Here is a 23722-nt window from a genome sequence, read left to right as displayed (position 1 = left end):
AAATCCAGAATTTCGATGCAGTCGGGTTTCGTGGGCGCCTGCATCTTCGAGGCTTGGAATAAATTCCCGGCTCAGAACGTCCGGCGAACGCGCAGCACCCCGGTCCAGCCTCGGATGTCCTCTTCATAGGGAAAGAAGTCCTGCCCGCCCTTGGCCCGATAGGATGAATAGAACCCCTCGATGCCGAAGGAGAGACCGCGGGTTACGGTATAGACGGCATTGCCGCCTGCCACCCATCCCCTCACATCCGGCGCCGCCGGATTGACATAGTCCCGCGTGGTTGCCGCGCTGTAGTCGAGGTAGGAACCGAGCAGATTCAGGGTTAGCGCGGGCGTGATGTTGATGCCCGCCTCGCCGGTAACCGTCCAGCCACGGCCAATATCCTTGCGCCCACTGAAATTCTCATAGGCGGCATCGATCTGTTGCCAGCCGAGATAGGCAGAGGCTCCATTGGCGTAGGTTCCCTCCACGGCGATATGGGCGCCGGAGCGTATCGGCAAGTTGAGACCGAAGGCTGCGCCGACGGCATAGCCATAGTCGGAACCGCCGATCTGCGGCGGCCCGGGATATCGGACCTGGTGGCCAGCGCCGAATACGGCCAGCGTGCCCCAATCGCGATCGAGGCGGACATTGCCGACGATGTCGGGCATCGCGGTTCCGCCGGCAGGGCGTCGCGGTTCGGGAAAACCGAAGAAATTCAGCACGTCGCTGCGCGTGCCGCGAGCATCCTCGAGCGAGAATGTCGCCGAAAGGCCGCCGCCGAATTCCTGCGTATAAGCGATGAGGTTGGTGGTGGCGGCATAGCCGAAATAGGGCTGCAGGAGATCATTGCCATAGTCGAGGTCATAGATGCCGAAGAAACTATGGGCGTAGCCGGCCGTCAGCCCGCCAAACTGCAGAAAGGCCTTGTCGATCACGAATTCGGTGCTCGTCCTCGGGCCGACATAGGCGTCGATCAGGAAGAAGGAACGAAGCAGGCCGTAATCGGTGTCGGTGCGGGCGTCGAAACCGATCTGGCCGCGCGTGACAAACCCGCTGAAGTCATCCTCACGCATTCTCTGGCGGCTCACGACATAGTCGGCCCGCACTTCGCCGCTGATCTTCACGCAGGTATCGCTGCCCGGCAGCTGCCAGAACCCCACGCCCATGTCGACGCAGGCCTGGAGATAGCTGTCTGGCGCGCCCTTGCCAACCGGCAAATCCTGCGCATGGGCAGCACCAGCCCCCAAGATTGCACCGGCAAGGCCGATCGCCACTGCCTTCATCGTTTTTCCCCAAGGTGGCGGCCCATCCCCAACCGCGCAACCTCTAGCTGCAGAGTGCGGCAAAAGCGCAGGCAACTCAACGAAATGTCGCAGGTCAAGCTTCCATAGACCGACTATTGAGACGGCGCGTTGCAAAAAGAGCACGCCGCAACGTCATGGCGATTCTGCCTTAAGCGCGTTAGAGAGGCGTGACATCAGAGCCCTTCTTCGATTGTTGAGCTTTGGGGTAGTTCCGCCGCACCATTTTGCCCTTTAGGGTAGCCATCATCTGTTTCTCAGCTTGAGGCGCTCAATGTCCGCTCCGTCCCATACTGATCGAGACAAGGCCCTTGCCTTGCACCGTAACGGGCAGATCGAACAGGCAATTGCAGCATACACGGCGCTTCTCACCCACCAACCCGACAGTGCGGATATTCTTGGTCTGCTCGGCGTCGCCAACGAACAGGTCGGGCATCTCGATGAGGCCGAACGGTTGCTCCGCCTCAGCCTGCTGGATCGGAGGTCTGTTCCCCTCGCCTACCGCAACCTCAATAATCTCCTGGGTCTTCTGATCGAATCTGCCCGACAGGAAGAAGCAAAGGCAGCTGCCGAGACCTATTCACCATGCACCTGGCCCACAGGGCGCGTTCCGGACGCCGTCGAGCACGGTACCATCGTCAGCCTTGTCAGCGCCCTCAAAGATATCGGCCTTGCCAACCGGGCTCTCGCGACTGGATTCCCCCTCCTGTCCACGATGGGAGAGGACGTCGAATTTGCACTGCTGATCGCCGAGATGCTGCACGATGCCGGCCGCAATGATGAAGCCTTCGTCGCGCTGGACCGGGATTTCGGTCCAGGAGAAGAGCTACCCAACCTGCATGCGGTTCGCGCCGCACTTGCCCATGAGCGTGACGATCGTGCCGCCTGCGGCCAAAGCAGTCAACGCTTCGTTGCCAGCATGCCCATCCTGCTCGCCGAGGCCGCCTCCTCCCAGCAATTCGTGCTTGCCGTATTCAACCGCTCGCCCGAATTCATCGCCGATTTCCGGCAGCCCTATGATCACCATTATAGTGGCAACTTCCCTTCGCAACTGGCCCAGGTCTTCGCCGATCGTTTCCGCTTCATGTCCATCCTGGCGGACTCCCCGACTGCCGCCGATGCATTGCGTGGCATGCCACGCCCGGCTCTGGCACTGAACAATGTCGTCAATGCCGAACAATTGATGGTAGAGGACACGCTGCAGCGCGTCGGCGCTCTGGAGGACAGCCTTGGTATCAAGGTGATCAATCATCCCAAGCTTGCCGTGCAGGCGACACGCCAGAAGAATTCGGAGCGCTTCGCCAATATTCCCGGCATCATTTTCCCGAAAGTATACCGCTATCAAAGCGGCAGGGAGCAGAGGCCCGCGCTGATTGAGGATATCGAGAACCGGTGTGGCTATCCGGCCATCATTCGCACCGTCTTCCAGCAGATGGGCGCGGGTACGTGGCGCATCGATGATCGACAGGCCCTTCATGAAGCTTTGGAAAAGCTTGACGGGCTGCAGTTTTACGCAATCACTTATGCTCAGACCCGCCATGCTGATGGCAGGTTCCGTGCGCTGCGCGCGGCGTTTGTCAACAAGCAGCCGCTCGTCGTCCGTGCCGACTATAGCGACCATTGGAACGTGCGAGCTCGTCGAACTCCGGGCCAGCAGGCCTTCTATCGTGAGAACCCACGTCTGTTGGAAATTGCCAATCGTATCGTCCTCGATCCAGAACGAGAACTGGGCAGGAATATCTATGGCAAACTTCGGACCATCGCGGAAGTAATGCCTCTCGAGATTTTCGGTATGGATTTCGATCTCACAGAAGACGGCAATCTGCTGATTTTTGAGATCAACGCGACGATGAATCTGCTTTCGACCTCACCTGACGGATTTGAGTATCCGCGCGAGAGTGAGAAAAAACTCTTACATTATATTGAGGATTTCTTCTTGCAGAAAACAAAATGAAACAAACGATCCTTTGCAAGAATAATATTGGCGCCAATCCGCTATCCCAGCCAAACTACTGAGCTAGGTTATTTTCCAACAAAAAAAACCCAGCTGCTTGCGCAGCTGGGTCTCTTTTGTAAAGGATCGAAGAACGATCAGAAGACGCGCTTCAAACGAACACCAAACTGCCAGGCATTCACGCTGTCGTTGACCACATTCACCGTTTCGGCGTCCGCATCATAGGCAAGGCCGTTCTTGAGCTTGCTGTGGATGTAGGAGACTTCGGTGCCGATGGTCAGTCCCTTCACGATGGTATAGGTCAGGTTGCCAGCGATGACGTATTCCTGAACGTGAGTGTCGACCGCAGCGATGAAGTTGTCCGACTTGGTGTCGATATAGCTGCCCACCAAGTTGGCATTCAGCACAGGAGTGATGTTGCCGCCGAGTTCAGCGACGATCGACCAACCCTTAGCGCGATCAACCGTAAAAGCACCTGCGCCATTCGTGCCGTCGACGAAGAGATCACCGGGGGCGTGAGCGAAGAACGTATTGTTCGCCCCCAAATACTCGGTCGCTCCATCGGCATACTGACCTTCAACGATGAAGTGGCCACCATCAATGAACGGCAGCTTGATCAGACCAGTGGCACCAACTGCGTAGCCCCACTTGTTGGTGCGAGCAATGGGGTTCTCGATCGCATTGAGAGGGTCTGTGCCAGTCGGATAGTAGGTCACGGTCTCTGCAGTACGAGACTGATGCGCCGCAGCCTGCACGGCGATTGCACCCCACGATTGATCCCAGCGCAGCTGTCCGACGATGTCCGGCACCTGCTGACCGCCACGAAGGCCCGTGGTGGTAAGACCATCGACGCCAATTCCGTTATCGACTTTGTGGTCGCGACCGTCTTCAATCGACAGCGTGGCGCTGAAGCCGCCGCCGAACTGGGCGGTGTAGGCGATCAGGTTGACCGTGCTGGTTTCGGCGTAATAGGGCGCCCAGATGGTGCTGCCGTAGTCATTGTCGTAGAAGCCGAAGAACGAATGGGCATAACCAGCCGTCAGGCCACCAAACTGGATGAAGGCCTTGTCGATGCTAAAGGTGTTCGAGTTATAGACGCCACCGCGACCTTGACTGCTGATCGGATGCGAATCTGCATTGATCTGGAAATAGGAGCGCAGCAGGCCCCAATCGGTCTCAGTGCGGGCATCGAACCAGACGCGCGCCTGGGTGTTGAACGCTGAACGGTCATCGTTGCGGCTAAAACCGTTGCCGCCGAAGACGCGGTAGTCAGCGCGAATTTCACCACCGATCTTCAGGCAGGTGTCGCTGCCGGGAATGTAGAAGAAGCCGGGACCGAAGGCCGAGCAGACCTTCACATATTCAACGGCTTCGCCCTTGGTCATGGGCAGATCGGCAGCCTGGGCAGTGCTGATGGCGGCAATACCAGCAGCGGCGCCGAGGAGAAGGGACTTCATCGTCATTAGATGACCTCCAAGACAGTTATTATTTGATCGAAAGCGCCGCTTGGTGCTCCGATCGACTCGCGAGACCCCGATCACACGTTAAACTTGCAATCCGGACACGACCCATCGAGTGAATCGTTGTCATGACATTGCTTCACTGCCTCTGGTTGTACAATAGCGATTACACCCAACAACCTAGGGTCGTAACATTTTGGCAAAGCTGTGTAGCAAAAAGGACACACGCAGCATTTTCGCCACAATTGGGGACGGTTTCAGCGGAAACCCGGGCTTTTCCGGCTGTCTTCGCGCTCGGACGACACAATTTCGATGCAAGACGCCAGGGGCGACAGCCAGTTGTTCGCCGGTGGCGCTTCCGGAAGTTCGAGGGCAGCAAGATTGCTTTGCACCTGTTCGGACCGGCAATTCCGATCGATTTTCTCCCTTCCGAGACACCGACATGGAATCATCGCCGTCGAATTGCCTACCTTCGCACGATGGCTTGAGGCGTGATTCAGGCGCTGTTCGCTCGAAGGAACTGGCCACAACAAACGCCCCATTCGCTGAACGGGTCAGTTTTGGGACTGGGGTCGCCCGTGCCGCTCAGGCGCACGCTATGCCAGGGCCTGTTGCCCATTGGCGTTGGCGGTGAAGATTGGAATGGGCACACCGGCCTGGCGTGATCGCAAAGTGGCACTCGGCTCACATTGCAAGACCGGCGACGGGACCTGCGACATCATCGTCCCGAATAGAATAGACAATAGGTAGTATCGTCCCAGCACCTCTGACGGTCACCTGTGCCTGAGCCTATGCCTAAGGGGTCCGCAACTGGTCAGCCCATGCCCATGCCTATGACAGGTGACAGGTGACAGGTGACAGGTGACAGGGGGCAACTAAAATATGTCGGTCATTGCAAAAGAGGATCGATCGATGCCTCAAACCCGCAAGGCGATCTAAGTGTCTCGCTCAAAAAAGAAAGGCCCAGCTTTCGCCAGGCCCTTCCTCGAATATTTGAACCGAATGATCAGAACTGGCGCGTAATGCGCATGCCTGCCAGCCAGTTGTTGTAGCTGTCACGACCATTCAGCTTCGGGTTGTCGGAAACGATCAGACCGTGGTCGGTCTTACCATGGGTATAACCGATCTCACCAGCCACCTTCAGACCCTTGACGATCGTGTAGGTCAGATTGCCGCTAACGGTGAACTCCTTGATACCGTAATCGCCAAGGGCGGAGTAACGATCAAAGGAGGTGTCGATATAGCTGCCGACCAGGACAGCCTGCAATTGCGGTGTGATATGTCCACCCAATTCACCGGTGATCGACCAACCCTTGCCAGCGTCAACCCGCCCGGCGGCGTTCACGAAGCGATCTCCCTGGGCGAGGAAGGTGTTGTTTGCGCCCAGATAATCCAGGGCGCCATCCGCATACTGACCTTCCACGACGAACCAGCCATCGATCGCGGGGATCTTAATCAAGCCGGTGGCACCGACAGCGTAGCCATACTTATTGCTGCGACGAACGACGACGGGAGTTTCGACCGCCGGATCACCAGGGTTAGGACCTGCGACAAGGATCGAGTAATTCTCACCCGAGCGTGATTGATGACCCGCCGCCTGAACGGCGAGCGATCCCCAAGACTGATCCCAACGCAACTGAGCGACGACATCGGGAACCTGCTGACCACCTTCGCGGTAGCCATACAGCGTGCCGTTGATGTCAACCGGCGTGCTCGTGCCAGAGACGCGATGGTCGCGGCCGTCTTCGATTGACAGCGTTGCGCTGAAGCCGCCGCCGAACTGGGCGGTGTAAGCGAGCAGGTTAACGGTCTTGGTCTGAGCGTAGTAGTTACCCTCGAGGGTATCGCCATATTCGTTGTCGTAGAAGCCGAAGAACGAATGGGCGTAACCAGCCGTCAGACCACCGAACTGGATGAAGGCCTTGTCGATGGTGAAATCGTTGCGCGTGCCATCACCACCGCCGCGGCCCACCAGACGGTTGGAGTCGGCGTTGATCTGGAAATAGGAGCGCAGCAGACCCCAGTCGGTCTCGGTGCGGGCATCGAACCAGACGCGAGCCTGGGTGTCGAAAGCCGAACGGTTGTCGTTGCGATTGTAACCGGTGCCGCCGAAAGCATAGTACTTGGCGCGGATTTCACCGCCGATCTTCAGGCAGGTGTCGGTGCCGGGGATATAGAAAAAGCCCGGGCCGAAGGCCGAGCAGACCTTCACATATTCTACGGCTTCGCCCTTGGTCATGGGCAGATCGGCGGCCTGGGCAGCGCCGATGGCGGCGATACCGGCGGCTGCGCCGAGAAGAACAGACTTCATCGTCATGAGATGACCTCCAAGACATTTTTACTCGGTCGGAAACTTGACCTCTCCGACCGGCTCGCGAGACCCCGGCCCCAACCTCTGGCGGCGGCCCGGAGACGACCCATTGCGTGAATCGTTGAAAGTGACAGTGCGGCAGGTGCCACCTTTCCACAACGCGAAAACGACCCGAGCCAAGGTATTCACATCGTTTTGCCCAAGACATGTCACCCAAAAGACACAACTTTTTCCGCAATTGAGAGTTCAGGCGCCGATATATCAATTTAAGGTTGCAATCTTCTCACTCAATCAACCCGTATTAGAAACGAAATCGTTCTTAAATTGGCCAAAATTAAACCAGATTTATTGCACGCATAAGTTTGGTTGCTATAATAAATAATATATATACTTAAAGTTATGAAAAATTCATAGCGCACCTTTTACGTGCATCTGATCGGGAAAAGTGCTGCTGAAGGATTGTAAGCAATCTCCAGTCAACAACGCCCGCGCTCCGCTGCACGGCATTCATCGTGCTGAAATTTCGTGAAGCCACCGGATCTCTTCAAAGCACCAACCATGACCGGCAGGGCGCTGCATGCCCTCTGCCCCCCCGGCGCTCCACCTGGTCGAATCGGCGGATCGACCGATGACGGCCCCGCCTCGATGAAGAACTCAGAAAAACCAACCGACCTTCGCCCCAGAACTCCGAGAGCATGGAGACCAAGCCAGTCGCGCTGCAGCGCCCATGACCGAGAATCGAACCAACGGCGAGAGCGTATCTATTTGGGGGTTGAGCTAGACCTGGGGCAAAGCACGTCTGCGCAGGTCGAGCGTCTCGGCCAGATTGCCTCGATAGGAATGATGGCCATTGTGCCGGATGGTTGCCGTGGTATCGACCCAAAGCTCGCCGCCGCACGCGCGCCATCGATCGCAAAAGGCATAGTCCTCTCCGATCGCCTCGCCGTTCACCACCGGGATGTTGAACAACGGAAACAGGCGGAACGGCACATTATGATAGGAATAGCCTTGATCCCGACAACGGGCGACCATCGTCTCCAACATGTCGCGGCGGCACAACATGGCGCCGGCCCCGACACGTATGGCGCGCGCAAAGCCGTTGCGCACCTCCAGCCGCCCCTGCCCCGTCAGCGCCTCCGGATCCTCGAACATGACGTTCCAGCGCGACGCGGCAGCGTGAAAATCTTCAAGGTCGCGGGCGAAAACCCTGCTGGTCTTCTCATTGTCGTAGCCCTTCGACACATAGGGCGCGGCCGTGAACGGCTTGTCGTGGAGTTGGCTGAACTGGAGCAAGCGTCCGATCGTCTTGGGCAATATCTCCATGTCCGAATCCAGACAAAGAAGATAGTCGCTGCGGCCTTCGAGAAAATAGCTGACGACCGCATTCCGCGCATGCTCCAGATGTGGAATGCCAGACTGCCCGAGAAAGTCGACCTCCACCTTCCGTTCCTTCAAGTCCAGGGCGATGCTGAGGAAAGAGCGCACGGCATCGATGTCGACAAAACGGTTTCCACAGACACAGGCGATAAGAATACTTGGCTTTTTCATCGCAACACCGTCTACAATATAACTCTAAAATAACTTCGAAGTTTTGAACAATTCGACACCTCAACCAAAAGTTGAATTATATAAACTGCTCTATCTCCGATATCTAAACACAAAGAATCAAATATATTTACAAAAAGATAGCGAAATAAACTTCATCGCACAACGCTAAAACATTGAACTCACGCAGACATCACTTAATAGTGAAGCGGTAAATTGGCACCACCCCTGCGACCTTCTTACGAATGAAGAAAACGGCAAGAGCAGAACTATCGACTTGCTTGGAAGACGTCGAAAGCCCCCTGTCAGGGGCAGGCCTGCGGACGATCAAAGGCCTGCGGCAGCGACGCGCACCCGATTTTCGTTGATGGCGATATAGCCGTCGAGTTTGCCCGGCCGACTTGCCACCAGGCCGTCCTGGGCATAACCCCAGAACAGGTCACGCATAGCCGCCGCCAGACGCATGGCCATGAAGCCCTGCATCTCTTCTGCCGTCGGCGGACGCCCTAGCCAATCGGTAAGGCAGATAGGAGCCATCCCGCCATCCAGGCCGGCATTGTTGAAGAAGCTGGCGAGATCGACCAAGGACTGGCCCTGCCCGGCATATTCCCAATCGACCAGCCAAAGGCGTTGGCCATCGTCGATGATGTTATCGCCATGCACATCGTTATGGGCAAAGCCGGCAGGCATGCCGGCAAGCTGCGCCGCCAGCTTGTCGAGCAACGGCCGGTAGCGATCGATGACTTGCTGCCAACGATTGGGTTCGGCAGACAGCCTGCGGAGGTAACCATCCAGGATGGCGAGCGGGTACCTATCGCGTAAGGGCCCCCGATAGTGCTCCGGCAAGGTGCGTCGAATCCTGTTCAGCAACGCCAGAACTTGTCGGAGCTTTGCCCGGTCGCGGAGATTCGCACTGTCGAGCATGCGCCCTTCGATATGGCGCAGGATCATCAGCCCGGGTTCCGCCCAGACCAGATCGGGTCCGAGCCCGCATGCCGCCGCGGCGCGCGTGGCAGCTTGCTCGGCAGCGCGATCGATATCGTGCGCCGGATTGTCGCCGGCAATGCGAGCCACGAAGCGACCGTGCCGTGCAGTAACCAAAAGATTTCGATTGGTCAGCCCGCCCGCAATCGGCTCGACAACGATGGCACCGTCCCACAAGGGCAAGGCTGCGAGGCGGTCGTAATGATCGGGCTTGCTCGGCATGACAGTTTCAAACATAGCGCCTCGGGATCGGCTATCCCGTCACGCCAAAGGCAAAGCGCATGCGAATGACGCGCTTTGCTGCACGATTGCCAGCGCTTCGTCGCTAAGGCAGGAAGTTGTCGCCGCCCTGGCCGAGCACCATCAGATCAGGCTAGATAGCCCCTTCCAGCGTCTTGCGATAGAGCTTGAGGGCACCGGCCTTGGTGAGCGTGACGGGATTGCCGCCGGCGGTCGGATCCTTCGGAGCCATCTTCGACATCAGGTCGAATTTCTGGTCGTCGACCTTGAGGCCGGCGAGGGTATGCGGCACGCCGAGTTCCTCGCGCAGCGCCAGCGTCCAGTCGAGGAAGGCCGAATAGCGCGGCTTCAGCCCGATATAGGCGGCGAGGCGCTCGATCTTCTCCTTCACCGCCTTTTTGTTGAAGGCGATGACATAGGGCATGAACACCGCATTGGTCAGGCCGTGATGGGTGTCGTAGAGCGCACCGACCGGATGGGAGAGCGCGTGGATGGCCCCGAGCCCCTTCTGGAAGGCGGTGGCGCCGATCGCCGCCGCCGACATCATGTGGGCACGGGCTTCGAGATCCGTGCCGTCCTTATAGGCACGCGGGAGGAACTCCTTGACCAGGCGCACGCCCTCCACCGCCATGCCCTCGGCCATCGGATGATAGAAGGGCGAGCAATAGGCTTCCAGGCAATGGGCCAGCGCATCGAGACCCGTACCGGCGGTGATGTGCTTGGGCATGCCCACCGTGAGCTCGGGATCGCAGATCACCACCTTGGGCATCATCAGGGGGTGGAAGATCACCTTCTTGGTGTGGGTCTTCTCCTGGGTGATCACCCCTGCCCGGCCGACTTCCGAACCGGTGCCGGCCGTGGTCGGCACGGCGACGATCGGCACGATGCCGCTGGGATCGGCCCGGGTCCACCAGTCGCCGATATCCTCGAAGTCCCACATCGGCCGCTTCTGGCCGGCCATGAAGGCGATAACCTTGCCGGCATCGAGACCGGAGCCCCCACCGAATGCGACGACGCCGTCATGCCCGCCCTTGCGCAGCACTTCCAGGCCCGCATAGACGTTCGATTCGACAGGGTTCGGCTTCACGTCCGAAAAGATGGCGGCATGCAGCCCGGCCGCCCTCAGACTCTCCAGCGCGTCCTTGGTCATCTTCTGGGTGGCGAGGAAGGGATCGGTCACCAGCAGCGGCGCGGTGATGCCGGCGCTCTTGCAGGCTTCCGCCAGTTCCGAGATGCGGCCGGCGCCGAAACGGATGGCGGTGGGGTAGCTCCAATTGGCGCGAGGAGACGTGGTGGTCATGGGCAGGGTCCAGAAAATGGGGGCGGGTCTTCAGAGCCGCCATTGGCGAGATGAAGGCGGGTCTGAAGACCCGCCCCCCGATCACAGGTTGCGCAAGTGATAGCTCTTGGGTTGGGTCAGCGAGTCGTAGCCGAGCCGCGACAGGCCTGTGCCGCGGCCGGTATCCTTCACGCCGGTCCAGGTCAGGCCGGGGTCGAGATAATCGCAACGGTTCATGAAGATGGTGCCCGTCTCGATCTCGCCGCCGATGCGCTCGGCCGCATCGATATCCTGGGTCCAGATCGCCGCCGTGAGGCCATAGGGCGAGTCATTCATCAGGGCGACGGCCTCTTCGTCGGACTTCACCTTCATGATGCCGACGACGGGACCGAAGCTCTCTTCCATCATCACCGACATCGAATGGTCGACATTGGTGAGAACCTGCGGGGCGAGATAGGCCGTGCCGGTGGCGTTGGCCGCAAACTTCGACGTATCGATATGGGTCTTGGCGCCCTTGGCCAGGGCCTCGGCCGTCTGCTTGCGCACCCAGTCGGCGAAGCGGACATTGGCCATCGGGCCAAGCGTCGTCCCCTCCTCGAGCGGGTTGCCGAGCACATATTGGCTGGTGAGACTGGTGAAGCCGTCGACGAAGCGATCGTAATGGCTCTCATGCACATAGATGCGCTCGATGCCGCAGCAGCACTGGCCCGAATTGAAGAAGGCGCCATCCACCAGGTTTTCGATGGCATGCTCGACATTGGCGTCGGCGCGCACATAGGCTGGGTCCTTGCCGCCGAGTTCGAGTGCCAGCGTCATGAAGGTGCCGGCAGCGGCCTTCTCGATGGCCCGACCGCCCGCGACGGAACCGGTGAAATTGGTATGGTCGACCAGCCCCTTGGCCAGGATGTCGCTGGTCTGCTCATGGGTGAGCACGAGGTTCTGGAACACGCCCTTGGGCAGGCCGGCCGCATCCATCGCCTTCTGGAAGCGTTCGCCGACCAGGATGGTCTGCGCGGCATGCTTGAGGATCACCGCGTTGCCGGCGATCAGGGCCGGCGCCACCGTGTTGACCGCGGTCATGAACGGGTAGTTCCAGGGCGCCACCACGAAGACCAGGCCGAGCGGCTCGCGCTTGATCATGCGCTTGAAGCCGGGGCGGTCATCGTCGGGGATGGTGGGAGCCAGGCTGTCCTTGGCAATGCGCACCATGTAGCGCACGCGCTCCTCGAAGCCGCGGAATTCGCCGCCATAGCGTACCGGCCGGCCCATCTGCTGGGCGAGTTCGGGCACGACTTCCTGGTTCATCGCCAGCATGGCGTCGAGGAACTTCAGGACATAGGCGCTACGCTCCTCGATGGAGAGCCGGCGCCATTCCTTCTGGGCCTTGCGGGCCGCGGCCAGCGCCGCGTCGATCTCGGCGGCACTGGCGGCCGGGCGACGCACCAGCTCCTTGCCGTCGATGGGAGAGATACAGACGATGTCGGACATGATTGAGAACCTCGAAAATGCTGGTCGTCCCGGACGCGATGCGGCGCGAAGAGTCGCTTCGCAGATCCGGGACCGCCAGCCGAATGAGACATAACTGACGGGCGGTCCCGGATCTGCATCGCATCATTTCATGCTGCAATGCGTCCGGGATGACCTGTCTTTGTGATCACATCTAGATGATTTCGAAATAGCGTTCCAGCTGCCAATCCGAAATCGTCCGGCGGAATTCACGCTCCTCCCATTCGCGGGTGGCGGCATAGTGCTCGACGAAGGCATCGCCGAACAAGGACCGCGCCGCCTTGGAAGCCTTGAGGCGCTGCGCCGCGTCCCACAGCGAGCGCGGCAGCTGCCTCGCCTTCGGGAATTTCTTGTCATAGGCCGAGCCCTGCACGGGCGCGTCGGGCTCGATACGGTTCTCGATGCCCCACAGGCCCGATCCGATCGCCGCCGCCAGCGCGATGTAGGGATTGATGTCGGCAGCGGCCACGCGATACTCGACCCGCTGGGACTTTTCGGAGCCGGGAATGACGCGCAGGGCGCAGGTGCGGTTCTCCACGCCCCAGCTTGCATCGGTCGGGGCCCAGAAGCCCGGGATCAGCCGGGTGTAGGAATTCACCGTGCAGGCGATCATCGCCAGCAATTCGGGCATCAGCGCCTGCTGGCCACCAACGAACCAGCGCATCTCGTCCGACATCGCATGCGGCTTGGAGGGATCGTAGAATGCCCCTTTGCCCGTCTTCAGATGGGAGAGCGAGGCGTGCAGATGCCCCGATTGGCCCGGCCAATCATGCGACCACTTGGCCATGAAGGTCGCCATCCAGCCGCGCTTCTGCGCCAGGATCTTGGTATAGGTCTTGAACAGGGCGGCCTTGTCGGCCATGGCCAGGGCCTCATCGACCTTGAGCGCTGCCTCGAGCACACCGGGGCCGGTCTCGGTGTGCAGCCCCTCGATCTCCATGTCCATCTCCCGGCACATCTGCAGGAGATCCTGGTAGAAATCGGCATGCACGCCGGCGCGCAGCATGGAGTAGCCGAAAAAGCCAGGCGTGATGTTGTTCAGATTGCGGAAGCGCTTCTCGCGCACGCTGTGCGGGGTCTCGTCGAAGACGAAGAACTCGAACTCCGCGGCGGCCGAGACCTTGTAGCCCATGTCGGCGGCACGCTTGAGCACCCGGCGCAGCGTGCCGCGCGGACAATAGCTCTCGGCCTCACCCGCAAATTCGCCGATGAAGAGCGGCATGCCGTCTTCCAGCGGGATGACGCGCATGGTCTCGGGCAGGAAGCGGGCCTCGGCATCGCGATAGCCATTGTGCCAACCGGCGAATGAGGTGTTGTCATAGAGCTGGTCGTTGGAATCCCAGCCGAGCACCACGTTGCAGAAGCCGAAGCCCTTTTCGAGAGCACTCTCGAACTTCTCGCGAGCCATGTATTTGCCGCGGAAGACGCCGTCTATGTCGAAGACACCGACTTTCACATCGGAAAATCCGTGCTCGCGCACATAGGCGATCGCCTCGGCCGCATTGGTTGGTCTCGCTGGGTTCGCCATGATCCGCTAGTTCCGTCTCTCTAGATTATTCTTGGTGGATGGTTCGGTGCACTGGATTGGCCGGCCCCGGCTGCGACCAGGGCCGGCTGTCGTCGTGTTTAGGTGCTCTGGCCGACCGCCTTCTCGGCCTCGGCGATCTCGCTGGCGCGCCTGGCGATGTCACCGCCGATCGGCGGGCCCTTGAACCGGCGCGCCTCGATGCCGAACCACAACACCAGCAGCAACACCAGCAGGCCGATGGCATAGTTGATCAGGATATCGAAGGGCGGCTGGATGCCGGCATACATCAGGACGAGCACGCCGAGCACGGCGATCGCGCCGAGAGGTTTGGACCAGATGCCGAGGCGGAAGGGTCCGAACTCGGTCCAGGTCTTGCCCTCCGCCAACAGGCCGGCAGCGATCGGCATGGCATAGGAGACATAGAGGAACAGCGCGCAGCCCGCTGCAAGCGCCGCGAAGGCCGGCGAATAGAGCGTCGCGGCGACCGAGAGCACCGCTCCGAGCCAGATCGCCGCCACCGGGGTGCGCCAGGTCGGGCTCACGCCCTTCCAGATGCCGGAAGCCGGCAGGCCGCCGTCACGGGCAAAGGCATAGATCATGCGCGAGGTCGAGGTCAGGCCGGCCAGGGCACAGATGAAATTGGCCAGCACGATGCCGATGGCCAGGATGTCCTTGAGCAGGCCCGGCGCGGGCAGGTTGTTGAACAGGTTGAACCAGCCGGCGCCGCCGTCCTTGGCGGTCTGGGCCAGATCCGGGCTGGCCAGCACGAAGGACACCGCCATCGCAAAGCCGAACACCAGCGACCAGAACACCGAATGGATCATGCCTCTGGGCACGGCCACGCGGGCATTCTGGGTTTCCTCGGAGGTGTGCGCCGAGGCATCGAAGCCGGTGATGGTGTAGAGCGGGTAGAGCAGGCCGACCAGGAAGGCGATGAAGGCAGGCCGTGCCTCGGGCACGTAATTGCCGCCCGGATCACCCGTATTGTTCACGAAGGTGGTGAGACGCGAAAAGTCCCAACCGGCGCCCCAACCCAGGAAAGTCAGGGTCAGCACCACGGCAATCACCAGGATGAGATAGCCCGAGAAGTCGGTCAGCAGCGTGGTGAGCTTGATGCCGAAATGGTTGATCAAGGCCTGGGCCAGCGTGATCAGGCTAACCGCAACGACCTGCGCGGTATAGGCAGAACTGTTGATTGCCGTTGCCTGTTCGGCCGTCATGCCCGACGGCAGCGGGTCGGTGGTGACAGCGGTCCAAGCCGTTACGTCGACATGGAAGACGCCCGAAAGCACCAGGTCCCTGAACAGCAGCCAGACGCCGACATTGACCGATGCGACCACGAAGATCAGACCGAGAAGGTTGATCCACGCCGTTGCCCAGCCCCAGCCACGACCGCCGAGAATCGAGGACCAGTGATAGAGGCCGCCCGCCGTGGGATAGGCCGAACCGATCTGCCCGAGACAGGCCGCGACAACAAGGGCGAAGACACCGCCGATGACCCAGCCGATCGTCGCCTCGAAGCCGGAGCCGGTCCCCATTGCCAGCGGAAACGAGGTGATGCCGCCCGCCAGGATGCAGATGATGGAAAAGGAAATCGCAAAATTCGAAAAGCCGCCCATGCGGCGCGCCAATTCCTGCGCGTACCCCATGGAATGGAGGACTTTGACGTCCTCGTCAGTCGATCCACTCATAGAAAGTCCCCCGACTTATGGTCCAGGATCGGTCGACATTGGACCGATAGCCATTGGACCGATGGATATTGCCTTTCACACTGCTGTCGTTTCCGGCCGGCGCTCCGGCTCTCTCATTTTGGCGAATCGTCCCCCGGCAGGCCGATCTGCTTCAAGATGGTAGCAAGTTTCATGCCCCATTCTTCCTGCTGTTTCGGCGTCGCCAGGAGATCGTTGCGGATTTCGATCATCACGCTGGGAAGGCCCTGGCTTTGGCCATGGCGATCGAGCGTGTGATAGACGCGATCCCCCGGGCTGTAGGGCTCGTTGACCCCGACCACGAGATCCGGGTCCTCGCGCAGAGCTGTAATCATCGGTCCCGACAGGCTCTCGTCGCGATCGAAGAGAATGCCGACATGCCAGGGGCGCTGGGTGCCGTTGTAGACCGGCGTGAAGCTGTGAATACCGATGACGGCGGCCGGTCCGTCCAGCCGCTTGGCCACCACCGCGGCGGCAACCCCGGCATGGAAGGGTTCATAAACCTCATGCACCCGCCGCGCGCGCTCGACCTCGCTGAGATCCACATTGCCGGGAATGATCGTGTCCTCGCTCTTCAGGGCAATGGCATCGAAGACCGAAGGATCGCGGTTGCAGTCGATCACGAGGCGACTGACGGCGCAGGAGACCAGCGGCGCATCGAGTTCGCGTGCCATCGCACGGGCAACGCCGAGGGCACCGGGATCCCAGGCGATATGGCGTTGCAGGTCGGCGTCGGACAGGCCGAGCTTGCCATAACGCGCAGGAACGAAGTTGGAGGCGTGCTCGCAGACGAGGACATAGGCTCCCCTACCCCGACCATTGTCCAGGATAGCGATTTCGGGCTGGGTTTCCCCTTCCGATGTCCCTCCGGCGGCTCTCTCGGCGAGCGATTCTAACATTCATTACGTCCGAGCTTGTTTTTGTATTGAGTGTTATTTTGAGTACAGCCGTAGCCGACTTGTCAATTGTGAAAATTGTGTCCACCTTCCACTCTCGCTTTTCCAGAGGGAGTCGCCTGATGACCAAAAGCCCAGACGCGGCGGCCACGGCAAGCGATGAGACCTTGGCGACGACCATCCGCGGCAAGCTCGGCTCGCTGACCCCCACGGAGCGCCGCGCCGCCCATGTCCTCTTGTCGAACTATCCGTTCGCAGGCCTTGAAACCGTTGCGCAATTTGCCTCGCGCGCCGGCATCTCCGCGCCCTCGATCCTGCGTTTCATCGCGCGGCTCGGCTTCGGCGCCTATGCCGATTTCCAGCGTCATCTCAAGGACGAGCTCGAAGCGCAGTTGCAGTCGCCGCTGATGAAGCAGGCGCCGGAGCAGGCCAACGCATCTCCACTCTCCGCCTTCGCCGCCGCAGTGGTCGCCAACATCACCCACAGCTTCGAGGCGATGGCGCCGACCGAGTTCGATGCGATTCTCGCGATCATCACCGACACCAAGCGCCGGCTGCATGTCGTCGGCGGCCGCCTCACCGAGGCCGTCGCGCTCTATACCGTGCGCCATCTCAGGGTCATCCGTCCCGACGTCACGCTGGTGGAGGGACAGGCGGCGACCTGGCGCGATCAGGTCATCGATTTCGGCAAGCGCGACGTGCTGATCGTCTTCGATATCCGGCGCTACCAGGACGATGTCATCCTGCTGGCCCAGGAGGCCACCGAACGCGGCGCCACCATCATCCTGTTCACCGATCAGTGGCTGTCGCCGATCGCCCGTTTTGCCCGCCATGTCATTTCGGCGCGCACGGGGGTGCCGTCGAACTGGGACTCGAACGCGGCGATCCTGGCGATCATCGAGGCCCTGATGGCCGCCGCCACCAAGACGCTGTGGGACCTCTCCAAGGCTCGCATGGAAGCCCTGGAGATCCTGCGCAAGAACAGCCAGCGCCCGGTTTAGCCCTTGACCGCACCGGCCGTCAGCGAGCGTCCGATATAGCGATAGGCCAGCAGGCTGAGCAGCAAGGGCGGCAGCACGGAGAGGATCATTACCGCCGCCGCCGTGCCCCATTGCACCCCGCCACCGCTCGCGGCGAAGAAGAACGAAGCCCCGACGGTGATCGGTACGGCGCTCTGCGTCGTCAGCATCAGGCCGAACAGGAATTCGTTCCAGGCATAGATGAAGGCGAGGATCAGCGAGGAGGCGATGGCCGGGGCGGTCAAGGGCAGCACCACCCGCCACAGCACATAGAAGGTGCTGGCACCATCGACCAGCGCCGCTTCCTCGATCTCGATCGGCAGGTCCCTGACGGCATTGGCGACCAGCACCAGCACCAAGGGCAAATTGACGAGACACAGGATCAGGGCGAGCCCGAAGCGGGTGTCGAGCAAGGCCAGGCGCTGATAGATCAGATAGATCGGGATGGAGAAGATGATCAGCGGAATGGCGCGCAGATTGGTCACGCCGGGCAGCAGCCAGCGCTGGCCGACGCCATGGCGAACGATGGCATAGGCTGCCGGAAAACTGAGCAGGATCGCGAACAGGGAGCCCAACGAGGCGGCAATCAGGCTGTTGACGAGATAGTGGGCAATGTCGAAGCGGTCGGAGATTTCGAAGACCTTGGCGAAATTCTCCAGCGTCGGCGCCTCGATCAGCAAGGACGGATTCTCGGCAATCTCCGCTTCGCTCTTGAAGGCCGCGACCAGGGTGGCGATCAGCGGAAAGTTCAGCGCGAAGGCCGCGAGAAGAAAGACGATCCAGCGTAGCAGGGGGAGAAACCGTGTCATGCGCGGCGCTCCGCCAGCTTCATCAATCCCGCCACCACGACGTAGGACATGATCAGCAGGATCAGGGATGCTGCCACGGCAACCCCGATATTGCTGCCACGGAAGAAGGCTTCGTAGATGTAGATGCTGATAGTGGTGGTGCTGCCGCCGGACCCGCTGCCGGTGAGGACATAGACATTGTCGAAGACCCGGAAGCTGTCGATGAAGCGGAAGAAGAAGGTGATGGCGATGGTCGGCGCCATATAGGGCAGATCGATCCAGCGCAGCCGTCGGAAATAGCCCGCACCGTCGATGGCCGCCGCCTCCCTGATCTCGATGGGGATTGCCTGATAGGCCGAATAGAGGATCAGCAGGGCAAAGGGCGTCCACTGCAGCACCTCGATGGTCACCAGCGTGGCGAAGGCATTGTCCGGGCTGAGGAAAGCCGGGCTGTCACCGGTGAACAACAGGAAATAATAGGGGATCACGCCGACGAATTCCTGCAGCACCAGGCGATACATCAGGCCGACCAGGGCCGGGGCCAACATCATCGGCAGCATCAGGACGGCCATCAGCCAGGGGCGCTTGGCCAAGAGCGGGCTGAGAAAGATAGCGAGGAACAGGCCGAGCAGGATCTGGGCAATCGAGGCGGCCAGGGCAAATTTCAGGGAAAAGCCCATGGCCTTCCAGAATGCACCGTCCTGGAGCACTGTGAGGAAATTGCCAAAGCCCTGCAGGCTCGGGCTGCGCAAAGTCTCGAAGGTCACGTTCGAGAGCGCATAGATGATGTCGATGCATAGCGGCAGCGCCACCAGAAAGATCAGGAATCCGGTGATCGGAGCGATGAGCAGATAGGGTGTCTTGCTCTTGGCGAGCGCCATCAGGCTGTCTCCGGCAGATGATAGCAAGTCTCGAGAATACCGACAAAAGCCCGCCACATAGGTGCACACCTCTATCACCAAGGTCGCACCGCCCCTCACCTTACCTCTCCCCGTAGAAACGGGGCGAGGGAGCGCAGGCGTCGCGATCGGTCCCTGAACCTCCCATCTCGCCCAGCGGTTGGGCGAGATAAGATCGCTGCACGATGGAACGCGCCATCGAAGTCCCCTCGCCCCGTTTCTACGGGGAGAGGTAAGGTGAGGGCGTGCGACCTTGGCGGCAGGAGGTGAGTATTAACCAGCGGCAGGACAATTGCCTATTTCTTCAGCAATTCCTGCATCTTGGCGGCCGTTTCCTTCAGTACCGTATCAAGGTCGGCCTGTCCCGCCCAATAGCCGGTGAAGTTCTTGGCCTGGGTCTCATAGACCTGCAGGGCGCCGGCCGAAGTGCCGCCCGTCATCACGAAACCATATTGCCCGGCGAAGTCGCCGATCTTGGCGAGATCCGGCCGTTTCGGCAGCGCAGCAGTGAGACTGTTGTCGAGTGCCGGCGAACCGCCCGCCTCGGCATAGATCTTCATCGCCTCGGCTCCCGCGAGCCAGTTCAGGAACTTGACGGCTCCCTCCTTATGGGTCGAAGCCTTGTTGAGGCCGAAGCCGAGGCCGTGAATATGGGTGGTGCGTCCCTCGGGTCCCTTGGGCGGAGCCAGCGTGTCGATCTTGCCCGCCACCACGGCATTCTTGGCCGGATTGTCGAGATCGGCCGCGGCAGCGTTCCATTGCAGCATGGTGGCGACCTGCCCGGCGCCGAAGGCGGCATTGGCCTCGGCATATTCGTAGGACAGCGAATCCTTAGGGCTGGCGCCGGCATCGTAGAGCTTCTTGTAGAGCTCCAGGCTGGTGCGGTAGGCGGGCGAGTCCACCGTGATCTTGCCTGTGGCGTCCTGCCAATCGGCGCCGTAGGAGCGCGCCATGGTCTGGAACACCATCATGTTGAACAGAAGGTTCTTCATCTGCAGCACGGTGCCGTAGCGCGTCGGGCTGGCCCGATTGATGCTCTTGGTGAAGAACAGGGCCGTGGCTGCATAGTCGTCCCAGGTCCACTCCTCCGGCTTCACCGGCTGCAGCGGCTTGCCGAGATATTTCTGGGCGATCTCGCCATAGGTCTTCTTCCAGCCGTCATCGGCCAGGAGCTTTTCCATCAAGTCCTTGCGCACATACATGAAATGCAAGGACAGGTCCGTCGGCACCCCATATTGCTTGCCGTCGAACTGCATGGTCTTCAGCACCTTCTCGCCGAAGACCTTGGCGCTGTCGGCGGGCAGGTCCACCGGCTGCATGAAGGGCGCATATTTGCCGAGCGAATAGGTGGCGACCAGGTTGAGATCGAATTCGGTCGAGCCGGCGGCGAGGTCCGCCTGCAGCTTGTCCCAGAACCCTTCGCGGTTGAAGAAGATCAGCTTGACCTTGTCAGCCTCGGCAAGGCCGGAGCGTTCGTTGTAGGCCTTGGCGGTCGCCCGCAGAGCCGTCTCCTCCGGCCCGCCCGGCCAGCCGAGGACGGTGACCTCGGCCAGGGCGCTGGTGCTGCCCGCCAGCACCAGCGCCAGACCGGCCAGCAGCGCCCTGCATCTGTTCCTTCGGCCTCGTTTCAGCTCAAACATGATCCACCTCCGGTGCGCTTTCTGCTTTTGGGTCGACGAGATCGGCCACGCCGATCAGTCCCGCTTCGGCGCCGAGCGCGGCAGCGCGGAATTCGGGACGGTATTGGGAAGGGAGCGCCGCGGCGTGGCTGTGCAGCCGGTCAAGGAAACCTTCGGCCAGGCCGAGACCGCCGCCGATGATGAAGCAATCCGGATCGACCAGCATCTGCAGGGAGCGCGCAGCACGAACCAACGGGAGCACCGCGCCGTCGATCAGGGATTCGGCGCGAGCATCGCCGGCCCGCGCAGCCGCCAGCAGGGCCGGCGGGTCGGGCCACTGCCCGCTGCCGCCCGCCAATCGCGCCAGGGCAGAGCCGGCGGCGACATCCTCCAATCGCTGCTCGCCTGCCATGAGATCGGTCAGGATCTGGCCGACATGCCCGGCCAGGCCGTTGCGGCCGGTCAGCAGGCGCCCGCCCAGGACCAGGCCACCGCCGACGCCCGTCGATACCGTCATGAACACCATGTCGGTGCCCTGCCCGGCACCGAAGCGATATTCGCCCCAGGCGGCGGCCTGGGCATCGTTGACCGCGGTGACGGGCACGCCCAGGCGCTCAATGAGAACCTCCACGAGAGGATAACCATCCGGCACCGGCAGGATGGCCGGGTTCAGCGCCGACCAGCGGCCGCCTGCAATCCGACCGGTGACGGCGATGCCGGCCGCGGCAAAGCGTCCGCGCCAATCGGCGATGCTCGCGACGACGGCATCGAGCCAGGCTTGCGGACCACTTTCGCGGGCGGTTTCGACACGGCGCTGCGCCAGGACCCTGTTACCGTCGACCAAGGCCGAGAGCGTCTTGGTGCCGCCGATGTCGATCGCAAGGACAGGCCGTCGCTGCATGGGCGTTCCTAAGAAGATGGGGCGGAGGGCGACTTGACCGCCTCGACGAACCAGCTCGTGATATGCTCGGGGCGCGTGATGGCGGACCCCACCACCACGGCATCGGCGCCGGCCTGACGCGCAGCCTGCACCTGGGCCAGCGTGCGATAGCGCCCCTCGGCGAAAACCGGCCTGCCGAGCGCCGCGGCCTGGCGCACGAGATCGATATCCGGCTCCTCCGGCACCGGCCCGCCGACATAGCCGGACAGGGTGGTGCCGATCACGGATGCCCCTGCTTCTACAGCCGCGGTGGCATCCGCCAAGCCGGCGCAATCGGCCATGGATTGACGTCCGGCGGCATGGATGGCGGCGATCATCGCCGGCACAGGGACGGGGCGCGAGCGCTGCGTGGCATCGAATGCGATGATGTCGGCACCGGCTTCCGCCAGGTCCACGACGTCCGTCAGCAGAGGCGTGATGAACACGGGTGTGTCTGCCTCGGCCCGTTTGATCAGGCCGATGACCGGCAGCGACGTCGCCGCCCGCACGGCCCGGACATTGGCCAGCCCCTCGATGCGCAAGGCCGCGGCGCCACCCGCCACGGCGGCCAGTGCGAAGCCGACGACGATCTCGGTCCGGTCCATCGCGCCGCCGATCACCGGCTGGCAGGACACGATCAATCCGTCGAGCGCTCGTTCAACTGCGGATGCCACCCGATGCTCCTCGCTTGCTGATGAGGAAGCCTGACATCAATAGGACCAGAATGCAACCTGTTTAATACCAGTTGGGAAATCATTCACCCTTCAGCCGCGACGGGCCAGTTCGACCATGAAATCATAGGCATCGCCGCGATAGCGGCTGCGGGTCAGTTCGACCACCCGCCCGTTTTCAAGCGAGCAGCGACGCTCCATTTCGAGAATGGGCGCTCCCGTCTCGATCTCGAGCAGGCGCGCCTCGTGGGCGGTCGCCACATCGGCCCTGACCCGCTGGAGCGCGCGTACCGGCTGGCAGCCGCGCCGCTCGAGCGTCACATAGAGCGACCCCTCGATCAGATCCGGGTTCGGCAGGAACTCTGCCGGCAGGACCGAATATTCGATCGCTATCGGGACGCGATCCGCCAGCCGGAGCCGGTGCAGGCGGCACACCCCTGCCCCCGGCGAGAGCCCCAGGGCCATGGCTTCGGTCGTGTCGGCCACACCGACCTCGCGGCGCAGCCAGGTCGTGCCGGGCACGCGACCGCGCGCCTCCATATCTTCGGAGAAGCTGGTAAACACCGTCATCGGCTTTTCCAGGCGCAGCGCTACGCTGGTCCGCGCCCCGTGACGCTGAACCAGCAACCGCTCCTCGACCAGCCCCTTGATGGCATTACGCACGGTCACGCGCGACAGATCGAGGCGCTGGGCCAGTTCACGTTCGCCCGGAATCATGGCGCCCGCCGGAACGATTCCCTCCGAGATGGCGCTCCGCAGGGCCTCCTGCAGGCGTCGATAGAGCGCGGTCGGGCTTTCTGTTTCCAGGCGTCCCTTGCGTTGCAGATGATCGATCAGCCGCTCGACCTCCGCGCTTTCTGCCGGTTCGGAGCGGCCGGCATTCTGGTCGGGAGAGAAGGAAGAAGACATGCGGCACCAGACATTTTCAGGCAAAGGCGCCCTGCGGCTCAGTGGACTGACCAGGAGACGCAAGGGCACGGCATTACAAAAACACCAGGCAAAGCAGCCTTTCCGCCTGTACCCGCCTTGCTCGAATGGGCGGGATCGCAAAGGCACGTTCACATCGCCGCCACGCAAAGGAGGAACGTCGTTCTTGCCTGACTCAGCCTCTG

At 61.3% G+C, this 23722-nt stretch carries 16 protein-coding genes and 1 pseudogene; 2 read left to right on the top strand and 15 right to left on the bottom strand.

Features of this window, described 5'->3' with window-relative positions; translation table 11 throughout:
• Window positions 1-71: 71 nt before the first annotated feature.
• The gene (locus ABXS05_RS24840) at window positions 72-1265 is read right to left on the bottom strand and encodes a porin (protein ID WP_367625731.1); all 1194 of its coding nucleotides are present in this window, start codon (window positions 1263-1265) and stop codon (window positions 72-74) included.
• 292 nt (window positions 1266-1557) lie between these two features.
• Between ABXS05_RS24840 and ABXS05_RS24835 the strand changes: the two genes are divergently transcribed.
• Window positions 1558-3237, top strand: a complete 1680-nt coding sequence (locus tag ABXS05_RS24835) for an ATP-grasp domain-containing protein (protein ID WP_367625730.1) — start codon at window positions 1558-1560, stop codon at window positions 3235-3237.
• A gap of 137 nt (window positions 3238-3374) precedes the next feature.
• On the opposite strand, the gene ABXS05_RS24830 is transcribed toward ABXS05_RS24835, so the two are convergent.
• The 9 genes from ABXS05_RS24830 to ABXS05_RS24790 all read right to left on the bottom strand — a co-directional run bounded on the left by ABXS05_RS24830 (window position 3375) and on the right by ABXS05_RS24790 (window position 16698).
• Window positions 3375-4700 (bottom strand): porin, encoded by a 1326-nt coding sequence (locus ABXS05_RS24830; protein WP_367625729.1) that lies wholly within the window; start codon window positions 4698-4700, stop codon window positions 3375-3377.
• 1003 nt (window positions 4701-5703) lie between these two features.
• Window positions 5704-7014, bottom strand: coding sequence for a porin (locus ABXS05_RS24825; protein ID WP_367625728.1), 1311 nt, complete (start codon window positions 7012-7014; stop codon window positions 5704-5706).
• A gap of 771 nt (window positions 7015-7785) precedes the next feature.
• On the bottom strand, window positions 7786-8556 hold the full coding sequence (locus tag ABXS05_RS24820; protein ID WP_367625727.1) for a hypothetical protein: 771 nt from the start codon (window positions 8554-8556) through the stop codon (window positions 7786-7788).
• A gap of 324 nt (window positions 8557-8880) precedes the next feature.
• The gene (locus ABXS05_RS24815; RefSeq protein ID WP_367625726.1) at window positions 8881-9714 is read right to left on the bottom strand and encodes a phosphotransferase; all 834 of its coding nucleotides are present in this window, start codon (window positions 9712-9714) and stop codon (window positions 8881-8883) included.
• 196 nt (window positions 9715-9910) lie between these two features.
• Window positions 9911-11077, bottom strand: coding sequence for an iron-containing alcohol dehydrogenase (locus ABXS05_RS24810; RefSeq protein ID WP_367625725.1), 1167 nt, complete (start codon window positions 11075-11077; stop codon window positions 9911-9913).
• A gap of 81 nt (window positions 11078-11158) precedes the next feature.
• A complete protein-coding gene (locus tag ABXS05_RS24805) occupies window positions 11159-12544 on the bottom strand; it encodes an aldehyde dehydrogenase family protein (RefSeq protein ID WP_367625724.1) in 1386 nt (461 codons plus the stop codon).
• A gap of 172 nt (window positions 12545-12716) precedes the next feature.
• A complete protein-coding gene (locus tag ABXS05_RS24800; RefSeq protein WP_311934417.1) occupies window positions 12717-14090 on the bottom strand; it encodes a glutamine synthetase family protein in 1374 nt (457 codons plus the stop codon).
• A 98-nt stretch (window positions 14091-14188) separates the two neighbouring features.
• Window positions 14189-15781 carry an amino acid permease gene (locus ABXS05_RS24795; protein ID WP_311934416.1) on the bottom strand — a complete coding sequence of 531 codons (1593 nt, stop codon included), beginning with the start codon at window positions 15779-15781 and terminating at the stop codon, window positions 14189-14191.
• Between the two features lie 113 nt (window positions 15782-15894).
• Entirely contained in the window at window positions 15895-16698 is an 804-nt protein-coding gene (locus ABXS05_RS24790) for an N-formylglutamate amidohydrolase (protein WP_367625723.1), read from the bottom strand.
• A gap of 119 nt (window positions 16699-16817) precedes the next feature.
• On the opposite strand from ABXS05_RS24790, the gene ABXS05_RS24785 reads away from it, so the two are divergent.
• Entirely contained in the window at window positions 16818-17696 is an 879-nt protein-coding gene (locus ABXS05_RS24785; RefSeq protein WP_311934414.1) for a MurR/RpiR family transcriptional regulator, read from the top strand.
• Here ABXS05_RS24785 and ABXS05_RS24780 read toward each other — a convergent pair.
• The 5 genes and pseudogenes from ABXS05_RS24780 to ABXS05_RS24760 all read right to left on the bottom strand — a co-directional run bounded on the left by ABXS05_RS24780 (window position 17693) and on the right by ABXS05_RS24760 (window position 23519).
• Complete coding sequence (locus ABXS05_RS24780) at window positions 17693-18523, bottom strand: carbohydrate ABC transporter permease (protein WP_367625722.1); 831 nt, start codon at window positions 18521-18523, stop codon at window positions 17693-17695. The two genes, ABXS05_RS24785 and ABXS05_RS24780, sit on opposite strands and share 4 nt — an antisense overlap.
• Window positions 18520-19383 carry a carbohydrate ABC transporter permease gene (locus ABXS05_RS24775; protein ID WP_367625721.1) on the bottom strand — a complete coding sequence of 288 codons (864 nt, stop codon included), beginning with the start codon at window positions 19381-19383 and terminating at the stop codon, window positions 18520-18522. Before ABXS05_RS24775 ends, ABXS05_RS24780 begins: the two co-directional genes overlap by 4 nt.
• 314 nt (window positions 19384-19697) lie before the next feature.
• Window positions 19698-21041, bottom strand: a complete 1344-nt coding sequence (locus tag ABXS05_RS24770) for an extracellular solute-binding protein (protein ID WP_311934411.1) — start codon at window positions 21039-21041, stop codon at window positions 19698-19700.
• Window positions 21034-22613 (bottom strand): annotated as a pseudogene (locus ABXS05_RS24765) (putative N-acetylmannosamine-6-phosphate 2-epimerase). The gene ABXS05_RS24770 and the pseudogene ABXS05_RS24765 overlap by 8 nt, the downstream one beginning before the upstream one ends.
• A 90-nt stretch (window positions 22614-22703) precedes the next feature.
• On the bottom strand, window positions 22704-23519 hold the full coding sequence (locus ABXS05_RS24760) for a GntR family transcriptional regulator (protein ID WP_311934410.1): 816 nt from the start codon (window positions 23517-23519) through the stop codon (window positions 22704-22706).
• Between the last annotated feature and the right edge of the window lie 203 nt (window positions 23520-23722).

Origin of the sequence: Labrys neptuniae (assembly GCF_040797145.1) — a bacterium.
Taxonomy (GTDB): domain Bacteria; phylum Pseudomonadota; class Alphaproteobacteria; order Rhizobiales; family Labraceae; genus Labrys; species Labrys neptuniae.
Note: the sequence above shows the minus strand (reverse complement) of the source record. Positions and strands in the feature narration are given on the sequence as shown.

What these genes read in the sequence shown, in the direction of transcription:
- ABXS05_RS24840 (WP_367625731.1), bottom strand. Translation starts at nt 1,265, where the DNA reads ATGAAGGCAGTGGCGATCGGCCTTGCCGGTGCAATCTTGGGGGCTGGT.
- ABXS05_RS24835 (WP_367625730.1), top strand. Translation starts at nt 1,558, where the DNA reads ATGTCCGCTCCGTCCCATACTGATCGAGACAAGGCCCTTGCCTTGCAC.
- ABXS05_RS24830 (WP_367625729.1), bottom strand. Translation starts at nt 4,700, where the DNA reads ATGACGATGAAGTCCCTTCTCCTCGGCGCCGCTGCTGGTATTGCCGCC.
- ABXS05_RS24825 (WP_367625728.1), bottom strand. Translation starts at nt 7,014, where the DNA reads ATGACGATGAAGTCTGTTCTTCTCGGCGCAGCCGCCGGTATCGCCGCC.
- ABXS05_RS24820 (WP_367625727.1), bottom strand. Translation starts at nt 8,556, where the DNA reads ATGAAAAAGCCAAGTATTCTTATCGCCTGTGTCTGTGGAAACCGTTTT.
- ABXS05_RS24810 (WP_367625725.1), bottom strand. Translation starts at nt 11,077, where the DNA reads ATGACCACCACGTCTCCTCGCGCCAATTGGAGCTACCCCACCGCCATC.
- ABXS05_RS24805 (WP_367625724.1), bottom strand. Translation starts at nt 12,544, where the DNA reads ATGTCCGACATCGTCTGTATCTCTCCCATCGACGGCAAGGAGCTGGTG.
- ABXS05_RS24800 (WP_311934417.1), bottom strand. Translation starts at nt 14,090, where the DNA reads ATGGCGAACCCAGCGAGACCAACCAATGCGGCCGAGGCGATCGCCTAT.
- ABXS05_RS24795 (WP_311934416.1), bottom strand. Translation starts at nt 15,781, where the DNA reads ATGAGTGGATCGACTGACGAGGACGTCAAAGTCCTCCATTCCATGGGG.
- ABXS05_RS24790 (WP_367625723.1), bottom strand. Translation starts at nt 16,698, where the DNA reads ATGTTAGAATCGCTCGCCGAGAGAGCCGCCGGAGGGACATCGGAAGGG.
- ABXS05_RS24785 (WP_311934414.1), top strand. Translation starts at nt 16,818, where the DNA reads ATGACCAAAAGCCCAGACGCGGCGGCCACGGCAAGCGATGAGACCTTG.
- ABXS05_RS24780 (WP_367625722.1), bottom strand. Translation starts at nt 18,523, where the DNA reads ATGACACGGTTTCTCCCCCTGCTACGCTGGATCGTCTTTCTTCTCGCG.
- ABXS05_RS24775 (WP_367625721.1), bottom strand. Translation starts at nt 19,383, where the DNA reads ATGGCGCTCGCCAAGAGCAAGACACCCTATCTGCTCATCGCTCCGATC.
- ABXS05_RS24770 (WP_311934411.1), bottom strand. Translation starts at nt 21,041, where the DNA reads ATGTTTGAGCTGAAACGAGGCCGAAGGAACAGATGCAGGGCGCTGCTG.
- ABXS05_RS24760 (WP_311934410.1), bottom strand. Translation starts at nt 23,519, where the DNA reads ATGTCTTCTTCCTTCTCTCCCGACCAGAATGCCGGCCGCTCCGAACCG.